8 protein-coding genes are annotated in these 8,516 nt (G+C 74.8%); 5 read left to right on the top strand and 3 right to left on the bottom strand.

The features are described 5' to 3' along the window. From GTW08_RS16605 to GTW08_RS16585, 5 genes are all read left to right on the top strand, one after another. Positions 1 to 1,431 (top strand): ABC transporter substrate-binding protein (locus tag GTW08_RS16605; RefSeq protein WP_161152195.1); only part of this gene is annotated, 1,431 nt, incomplete at its 5' end. A 5-nt stretch (positions 1,432 to 1,436) separates the two neighbouring features. Then, entirely contained in the window at positions 1,437 to 2,396 is a 960-nt protein-coding gene (locus GTW08_RS16600; protein WP_073575351.1) for an ABC transporter permease subunit, read from the top strand. Beyond that, positions 2,393 to 3,274: an ABC transporter permease gene (locus GTW08_RS16595; protein WP_073574952.1), complete on the top strand. Its 882-nt coding sequence runs from the start codon at positions 2,393 to 2,395 to the stop codon at positions 3,272 to 3,274. The genes GTW08_RS16600 and GTW08_RS16595 overlap by 4 nt, the downstream gene beginning before the upstream one ends. Then, complete coding sequence (locus GTW08_RS16590) at positions 3,271 to 4,866, top strand: ATP-binding cassette domain-containing protein (protein ID WP_073574953.1); 1,596 nt, start codon at positions 3,271 to 3,273, stop codon at positions 4,864 to 4,866. Before GTW08_RS16595 ends, GTW08_RS16590 begins: the two co-directional genes overlap by 4 nt. A gap of 8 nt (positions 4,867 to 4,874) precedes the next feature. Next, entirely contained in the window at positions 4,875 to 5,984 is a 1,110-nt protein-coding gene (locus GTW08_RS16585) for a serine hydrolase domain-containing protein (protein WP_073574954.1), read from the top strand. 63 nt (positions 5,985 to 6,047) lie between these two features. Here the strand turns inward: GTW08_RS16585 and GTW08_RS16580 are convergent, their stop codons facing one another. The 3 genes from GTW08_RS16580 to GTW08_RS16570 form a co-directional block, all read right to left on the bottom strand. Beyond that, positions 6,048 to 6,647, bottom strand: coding sequence for a malonic semialdehyde reductase (locus GTW08_RS16580; protein ID WP_073574955.1), 600 nt, complete (start codon positions 6,645 to 6,647; stop codon positions 6,048 to 6,050). An 80-nt stretch (positions 6,648 to 6,727) separates the two neighbouring features. After that, on the bottom strand, positions 6,728 to 7,660 hold the full coding sequence (locus GTW08_RS16575) for an aldose 1-epimerase family protein (protein WP_073574956.1): 933 nt from the start codon (positions 7,658 to 7,660) through the stop codon (positions 6,728 to 6,730). A gap of 27 nt (positions 7,661 to 7,687) precedes the next feature. Continuing rightward, positions 7,688 to 8,516 (bottom strand): ATP-binding protein (locus GTW08_RS16570; protein WP_202417259.1); only part of this gene is annotated, 829 nt, incomplete at its 5' end.

The following is an 8,516-nucleotide window of genomic DNA, read 5'->3' as shown; positions in this document are numbered from 1 at the left end:
GCCCCCCGCCGCGGCGGGGTCCTGCGGGTGGGGGTGACCGGCGGCGGATCGTCGGACTCCCTCGACCCGCACAGCCCCGCCACCAACCCGGACATCGCCCGCGTCGTCAGCCTCTACGAGCCCCTCGTGCGCTGGGACGACGACTACACGCTGCAGCCCGCCGTCGCCGCGTCCGTCCGCCCCGACCCCGGCGCCCGCAGCTGGACCGCGACCATCCGGCCCGGCATCACCTTCCACGACGGGCGCCCGGTGACCCCCGACGACGTCGTCGCGACCTTCCGGCGGATCACCGACCCGGCCGACCCCAAGTCCGGCGCCGCGCAGCTGGAGACGCTCACCGACGTCGTCGTGGTCGGCGACGACCGGGTCCGGTTCGTGCTCAGCGAGCCCGGGCCGGTGTTCGACCAGTACCTGGCCGAGTACAGCTGCGGGATCGTCCCGGCCGACTTCTCCGTCGACCGTCCGGTGGGTACGGGTGCGTTCCGGTTCGAGTCCTTCTCCCCCGGGCAGCAGAGCGCCTTCGTCCGCCACGACGGGTACTGGCGTCCGGACCAGCCCTGGGTCGACCGACTGGAGCTGATCAACTTCAGCGAGGAGGACGCCCGGATCAACGCGCTGCTGTCCGGGCAGGTCGACGCGATCGACCAGGTACCGCTGTCGCTCACCCAGGTGGTCGGCGCCTACGACTCGATCTCCCTGCTCACCGCCGAGACCGGCAGCTGGCTGCCGTTCACGATGCGGGTCGACGTCGAACCGTTCGACGACGTCCGGGTCCGGCAGGCGCTGCGCCTGGCCACCGGCCGCGGCGAGATGGTCGCCCAGGTGCTCTCCGGCCAGGGCGTCGCCGCGGGCGACCTCTACGGCCGCTTCGACCCCGACTACCTGGACCCGCGCCGGGAGCAGGACCTGGAGCGGGCGCGCGACCTGCTGGCCGCCGCCGGGAAGCCGAACCTGTCCCTGGAGCTCGTGACCTCACCGATCCAGGCGGGCTCGGTGGAGTCGGCGCAGGTGCTGGTCACCCAGGCCCGCGCCGCCGGCATCGACATCGGGCTGCGCCGGGTGGACACCTCCACCTTCTTCTCCGACCAGTACCTGCAGTGGGAGTTCGCGCAGAGCTTCTGGAACACCCGCAACTACCTGCCGCAGGCCGGGTCGTCGTCGCTCCCGGACTCGCCGTTCAACGAGACGCACTGGAACGACGCCGAGTACATCCGGATCGTCCGCCGGGCCCGCGCCGAGGTGGACACGGCCCGGCGCGGCGAGCTGGTCCGCCAGGCCCAGCGCATCGAGTACGACCGCGGCGGCTACCTCATCTGGGGCTTCCCGAACCGGGTGGACGCCCACCAGACCTACGTCGGCGGGCTCACGCCCAGCCGCACCGGGCTGTCGCTGTCCGGCTACGAGTTCCGGAAGGCATGGGTCGGCGCATGAGCCTCGTGACGAGAATGATCCTCCGGCGGCTGCTGGTGAGCGTCCTGGTCCTGTTCGTGGTGTCGCTGCTGGTCTTCGCGGCGACGCTGCTGCTGCCCGGCGACCCGGCTCGCGCCATCCTCGGTCAGCAGGCCACCCCGGAACGGGTCGCGGCGCTGACCGAGCAGCTCGGCCTCGACCGCCCGGTCTGGGAGCGCTACCTCGGCTGGCTCGGCGGTGTCCTCACCGGCGACCTCGGCTTCTCCGCCGCCACCCAGGGGCCGGTCACCGAACTGCTCGGTGGCCGGATCACGGCGTCCGCGGTCCTGCTGGTGCTCACCGCGCTCGTCGCCACCCCGGTGGCCCTGGCGCTGGGCGCCTGGGCCGCGGTCCGTCGCGGCACCCGCACCGACTCCGCGCTGTCGGGCACCAGCCTGGTCCTGGCCGCGCTGCCCGAGTTCGTCATCGGTGTGCTGCTCGTCGTGCTGTTCGCGACCTCGGTGCTGCAGGTCCTGCCGTCGGTCACGATCGCCCGCCCCGGCGAGCCCGTGTGGGCCCGCCCCGGGCAGCTCGTGCTGCCGGTGCTGACCCTGGCGCTGGTCGTGATCCCCTACGTCGTCCGGATGACCCGGGCGACGCTGTCGGAGACCTTCGACACCGGGTTCGTCGAGATGGCCCGGCTCAAGGGGCTGCCCGAGCGCACGGTGCTGCTGCGCCACGCCGTCCCGCACACGATCGGGCCGGTCGCGCAGGTGCTGGCACTGCAGCTGGCGTGGCTGGCCGGCGGCGTCGTGGTCGTCGAGTTCCTGTTCCGCTACCCCGGCATCGGGCAGGCGCTGATCGACGCCGTCAACAACCGCGACGTGCAGGTGGTCCAGGCGATCTCGATGCTGATCGCCGCGTTCTACGTCGTGGTCAACCTGGCCGCCGACGTCGCCGGGATCCTGGCCGACCCGCGGATCCGTACCGCCGGAGGTACCCGATGAGCGTCACCAGTCCCCCCGTCACCTCCGGCGCCGCGTCCGCACCGGCCGGACTCGTCCGGCGCACCTTCCGGCGCCGCCAGGCCCGGATCGGCGCAGCGCTGACCCTGGTCGTCGTCGCCGTCGCCCTGCTCGGGCCGACGCTCGGCCCTCTGCTGACCGGCTTCGGCGTCGACGACTTCGCCGGCCGCCCGTTCAGCTCGGACGGGGTTCTCGGCACCGACGACCTCGGGCGCGACGTGGTCGCCCGCTTCCTCGCGGGTGGTGGGCCGGTCCTGCTCTACGCGCTCGCCGCGACCGCGCTGGGCCTGGTCGGCGGTGCGGCCGCCGGCATGCTCGCCGGGTACTCCGGCGGCCGGCTCGACACCCTGATCATGCGGGGCGGCGACGTGCTGCTGTCGTTCCCGCAGCTGGTGCTGGCGCTGCTCGCGGTGGCCGTGCTCGGCTCGTCCGGCTGGCTGCTGGTGCTGGTCATCGGGATCTCGCACATCCCCCGGGTGGCCCGGGTCGCGCGGCAGGCCACGCTGTCGGTCGCCGGGCAGGACTACGTGCTCGCCGCCCGGATGTACGGCGTCCCGCGCCGCCGGATCCTCGGCACCGAGATCCTGCCGAACATCACCGGCCCGCTGATGGTGGAGCTGGGCCTGCGGTTGACCTACTCGATCGGCTACATCGCCTCGCTGTCGTTCCTCGGTCTCGGCGTGCAGCCGCCCGCCGCGGACTGGGGCCTGCAGATCAACGAGAACCGGATCGCGCTGATCGTCGCCCCCTGGGGCGTCCTGCTGCCGGTGCTGGCCATCGCGATCCTCACCGTCGGCACCAACATGATCACCGACGCCCTCGCCAAGGAGTCGGCCGACACCACCGGGGAGGGCGCATGACCGCCACCGCGACACCCACGATCGGCTGCACGGGCCTGCGCGTGTCCACCACCGGCGGGCGGGAGGTGCTGCACGGTGTCGACTACGCGGTCGCCCCGGGTGAGATCCTCGCGCTGGTCGGCGAGTCCGGCTCCGGGAAGACGACGGCGGCACTGGCCGCGCTCGGCCACTTCCGGACCGGGCTCGCGCACACCGGCGGCACCATGGCGTTCCACGGCCACACCGAGACCCACGACGACCTGCTCACCCTCGACCCGGTCACGCTGCGCGGGGTCCGCGGCCGGCTGGTCAGCTACGTGCCGCAGGACCCGGCGCTGTCACTGAACCCGTTGCTGCGGGTCGGCACCCAGGTCGCCGAGGTGCTGGAGGCGCACTCCTGGGACGGTGACGTCACCGGCCGGGTCCGGGAGGTCCTCGCCGAGGTCGGCCTGCCCGACGACGACGCATTCCTGGCCCGCTACCCGCACCAGCTCTCGGGCGGGCAGCAACAGCGGGTCGGGATCGCGGCCGCGTTCGCGAACCGGCCCGACGTCGTCGTGCTCGACGAGCCGACGACCGGGCTCGACGTCACCACCCAGGACCTCGTCCTGGACACCGTGCGGGAGCTGGTGACCCGGTCGGGGACGGCGGCGCTCTACATCACCCACGACCTCGCCGTCGTCGCCGGGCTGGCGGACCGGGTGGCGGTCATGCAGTCCGGGGAGGTCGTCGAGACCGGGCCGGTGGCCCGGGTGCTCACCGCACCCGAGCACCCGTACACGCGGGGCCTGATCGCCGCGGTGCCCGACCTGGACCGGCGTGTCGAGCGGGCACCGGTCCCGAGCGGCGACGCGGGCGGCGAGCCGGTGCTGCGGGTGTCCGGCGCCGGGAAGCGCTACGGCGCGACCACCGTCCTCGACGGGGTGGACCTGGAACTGTGGCCTGGCGAGTGCCTGATGCTGCTCGGCGAGTCCGGCTCGGGGAAGACCACACTGGCCCGCGGGCTGTCCGGGCTGCTGCCGCTGGACGCGGGGACGCTGACGCTCAAGGGCGAGGAGCTGGCCACCCCGCGGTCCCACGCCCAGCTGCGCAGCGTGCAGTACGTGTTCCAGAGCCCGTTCGCGTCGCTGAACCCGCGCCGGACCCTGGCCGGGTCGCTGGAGGTTCCGCTGCGCCACCTCACCGACGCCGACGCCGGCACCCGCCGGGCCCGGGTCCTGGACATGCTGCGTCAGGTACGGCTCGACGAGTCGTTCGCGGCGCGCTACCCGGGGTCGCTCTCGGGCGGCGAGCGACAGCGTGCGGCCATCGCGCGGGCCCTGGTCACCGCACCGGACGTGCTGGTGTGCGACGAGGTCACCTCGGCGCTGGACGTGTCGGTGCAGGCCGCGATCCTGGACCTGCTCGCCCTGGTCCGCCGCGAGCTGGGCACGGCGATGGTGTTCGTGACCCACAACATCGCCCTGGCCCGCGAGGTGGCCGACCGGATCGCGGTGCTGCAGGGCGGCCGGATCGTCGAGCAGGGCACCGTCGAGGAGGTCCTGTCGAACCCCGCGAACGACTACACCCGCGAGCTGCTGGCGCACACGCCGTCGATGGCGGCGGTCCGATGAGCGGAGGGATGAAGGGCACCGTCGCGCCCGGGTACTCCGCCGTCGCGGACGCCTTCGCCGCGGTGCTCGCCGGGAGCCGTGCCGGCGTCGCGTTCTCGGTGGTCCGCGACGGGGAGGTGCTCGTCGAGCTGCACGGCGGGCTCGCCGACCCCGCCACCGGACGGCCCTGGGAGGCGGACACGGTCGCGGTGCTGTTCTCCGGCACCAAGGGTCTGACCGCGGCCGCCTGCGCGGCGGTGTCCGACCGGCTGGAACCGGACGCTCCGGTGGCCCGGTACTGGCCGGAGTTCGCTGCGGGCGGCAAGGAGCGCGTGACCGTCGGCCAGGTGCTCTCGCACACCGCCGGGCTGCTGTACCCCGACCCCGAGCCGGTGGGGGCCGACCGGTGGGACGACCGGGCGTGCGCCGCGGTGCTCGCCCGGCAGGAGCCGCTGTGGGAGCCGGGCACGGCGGTCGCCTACCACCCGACGACCTACGGGGCGATGACCGCGGAGCTGCTGGCGCGGGTCACCGGGCGGGACTCCCGTGCGGTCGTGCGCGACCTGGTCGCGCAGGTCCCCGGTGCCCGGGTGTTCCTGGGTGCGGCCCCACCGGGACCGGCGCGGATCGTGCGCGACCCGGACTACCGGATCTCGACGTTCCTCACCGACCCGCGGCGTCGACGACTCGTCGAACGGATGTACCGGATGCTGCTCGAGGAGCCGGACCTGCCGAACACGGGCGTCTACCACCGGTCCGGCGGGCTGGCCGGGGCCGGCCTGGCGAGCGCCCCGTCGATGGCCCGGTTCTACGCGGCGCTGTGCCCGTCGGGCCCGGCACCGGGGGTCTCCCCGGTACCGGCCGCGGCGCTGGCCCGGGCCACCCGGACCTGGTCGGAGGGGACCGACGCGGTCAACGACCGGCCGCTGCGGTTCGGCCTCGGCTTCGAGCTCGCCGACCCGATCGGGACCTACGGACCCGAGCCGGTCGCGTTCGGCCACTCCGGCGCGGGCGGCGGGCGGCACGGTGCCTGGCCCGAGCGGGGGCTCGGGTTCTCCTTCCTCACCAACGAGATGCGCGCCGAGGACGTCGACGACCGGGCGTCGAGCCTGCTGGCGGCGCTGCAGACCTGCGGGTGAGCTCGCGGACGCCGAGGGAGCGCCCGCTGTGCGGACGCTCCCGTCGGTGCGGTCGTGGCGCGGTCAGGCGAAGTCGAGCACGTCCGCGGCGTCGAGGCGGGGCAGCCGCGGGTGCCAGGCGTCCGGGCCGGGGTGGCCCAGGTTGACCACGAGCAGCGCGCGGTGCCGGCCGCCGGGGAAGAACTCCCCGGTGACGGCGTCGGCGTCGAAGCCGGCCATCGGGCCGGTGGCGAGGCCGTGCGCGCGGGCGGCGAGCAGGACGTAGCCGATCTGCAGCGAGGCGTTGAACCGGGCCATCGGCTCGCGGCCCTCACGGCCCTGGGACTCCAGTCCCTCGCGGAAGCCGGGCTTGACCGGGAACGTGGTGTCCGAGTGCTCGTGGAAGTCGAGGTCCGCGGCCAGGATCGCGATGACCGGGGCGGCCTCGGACTTGGCCCGGTTGCCCTCGGCGAGCAACGGCAGCAGGCGCTGCTTCCCCTCGTCGCTGCGGACGAAGGTCACGCGCAGCGGCTGGGTGTTGGCCGCGGTCGGCGGCCACTGGGCCAGGTCCCACACCGCGCGGAGCGTCTCGTCGGTGACGGGCTCGTCGGTGAAGGTGTTGGCGGTGCGGGCCTCGGTGAACAGGGCGGCGCGGCCGGCCTCGTCGAGGCGGGGCAGGAGCACCGGGGAAGCGGTCTCGGCAGTCACAGAAGGTAGAGCGTTCAACGACCTCTCCGGTATTCCGCTCCCGGCGATGATCCGGATCACCCGGTGGCGTGGACGCCCCAGCGCAGCACCTGGGACTCGCCGGGGACGAGTTCGATCAGGTCGGTGCCCGAGTTCAGCGCGTCCGGCGGGCAGGTCATCGGCTCGACCGCGATCGCCCGCGACGGCGTCACCGCTCCGTCCGGGCCCTGGCGCGGGAAGTCCGACGGGGTGAAGACCTGCACCCAGCCGAACGCCGCGTCGGCCCACAGCTCGGTGCCGCCGCCGTCCCGGGACCCGACGCGGTGCCGGACCCGGCCGTCGGCGCCGCCGTCCGGGCCGTCGCCGGGAGTGCAGCCGCCGAACGCACTGTCCAGGACCAGCCCGGCGAGCCGGGTCCGGGAGACCGCGCCGTCCAGCGGCCGCGCCGGGCCGTCCGGGAGCTGGTCGCGCAGCGGCAGCTCGGTCCGGGCGGACAGGGTCAGCTCCAGCTCGTCGGTCGGCACGTCACCGACCCGCAGGTACGGGTGGAAGCCGAGGCCGAACGGGACGGGCGCGTCCCCGAGATTCTCCACGACCGTGGTGACGGTGAGCCCGTCGCGGCCGACGGCGTAGGTCACGGTGACCCGCACCGGCTGCGGCCAGCCGGGCTGCACCGGCGCGACGGCGGTCAGCGTGATCCGGTCCCCCGCCCGCTCCACCGGGGTCCAGGGCACGTGCCGCAGCAGGCCGTGGATGGCGTTGCCGGCGTCCGGCTCGGTCAGCGCGAGCTGCCTGCGGGTCCCGCGGTGGGTCCAGGCGCCGCCGCGGACCCGGTTCGGCCAGGGCGCGAGCACCGCGCCGGAGCCCTTCGGCGGGCGGGCCGTGGGCGGGTGCGGCTCGACCCGGACCCGGCCGCCCTGGGAGAACCCGGCCAGCGCCGCCCCGACCTCGTCGACCTCGGCCCGGGAGTCGCCGCTGACGATCACGAACCGTTCACCGCACGCGTCCACGTCGGTGAGTCTCCGTGATCGCTCCGCTCAGCCGGCCAGCGGGGTGGCGCGGGCGATGTCGGCGTCGCCGACGACCTCGACCGGGGCGGGCGGCCCCAGCTCGGCGACGGTGAACCCGACGCCCGCGTCGCGGGCGAGCCCGACGACGTGCTCGTGGTGGGTGAACAGCAGCACCTGCGCGGTGGCGGCCAGCTCCCCCAGCACGGCGACGGCGGCGGCGCCGCGCTCGTCGTCGAAGGTCATGAGGACGTCGTCGAACACGACCGGCACCGTCGGGAGCCCGGCGGCGACCCGGTCGGCCTGCAGCTGCTCGATCCCGGCCAGGCGCAGCGCGAGGTGCACCTGGTCCGCGGTGCCCTCCGAGAGCCGGGTCGGGGCGAGCTCCTCGCCGTCGGCGCGCACCGCGACCAGGCTGCGTCCGGCACCGCCCGCCTCGGCCGGGGGCCGCAGCGCGACGAACCGGCCGCCGGTGAGGCGTTCGAGCACCACCCCGGCGCGGACCAGCAGCGGGGAGGCGTGGCTGCGCTCGTAGGCCTCCAGCTCGCGACGCAGGATCTCGCGCTGCAGGTGCAGCACCAGGTAGCGCTCCGCGGCGTCGGCGACGCCGGCCAGCTCGGACTGGGCGCGGGCGTACAGCTCCGCGGCACCCTCGGCCTCCTCCAGCTCGCGGCGTCGGGCCCGCAGCCCGCCCAGCTGCTCACGGACCTCGTCCTGCTCGGCCCCGAGCTCGCGCTCGTGGGCCTGCGCCCGGTCCAGCGCCTCGGTCAGCGCACCGGGCTCGGTGTCCGGGGCCGCGGCGACCAGTTCGCCGGCGTCGAGGTCGGGGGCGGCGGCGGCGAGCAGGCGCTCCTGCTCG

Origin of the sequence: Pseudonocardia sp. SID8383 (assembly GCF_009864975.1) — a bacterium.
In the GTDB taxonomy this organism is placed as follows: domain Bacteria; phylum Actinomycetota; class Actinomycetes; order Mycobacteriales; family Pseudonocardiaceae; genus Pseudonocardia; species Pseudonocardia alni.
This window is presented reverse-complemented; position numbering and strand designations above follow the sequence as displayed.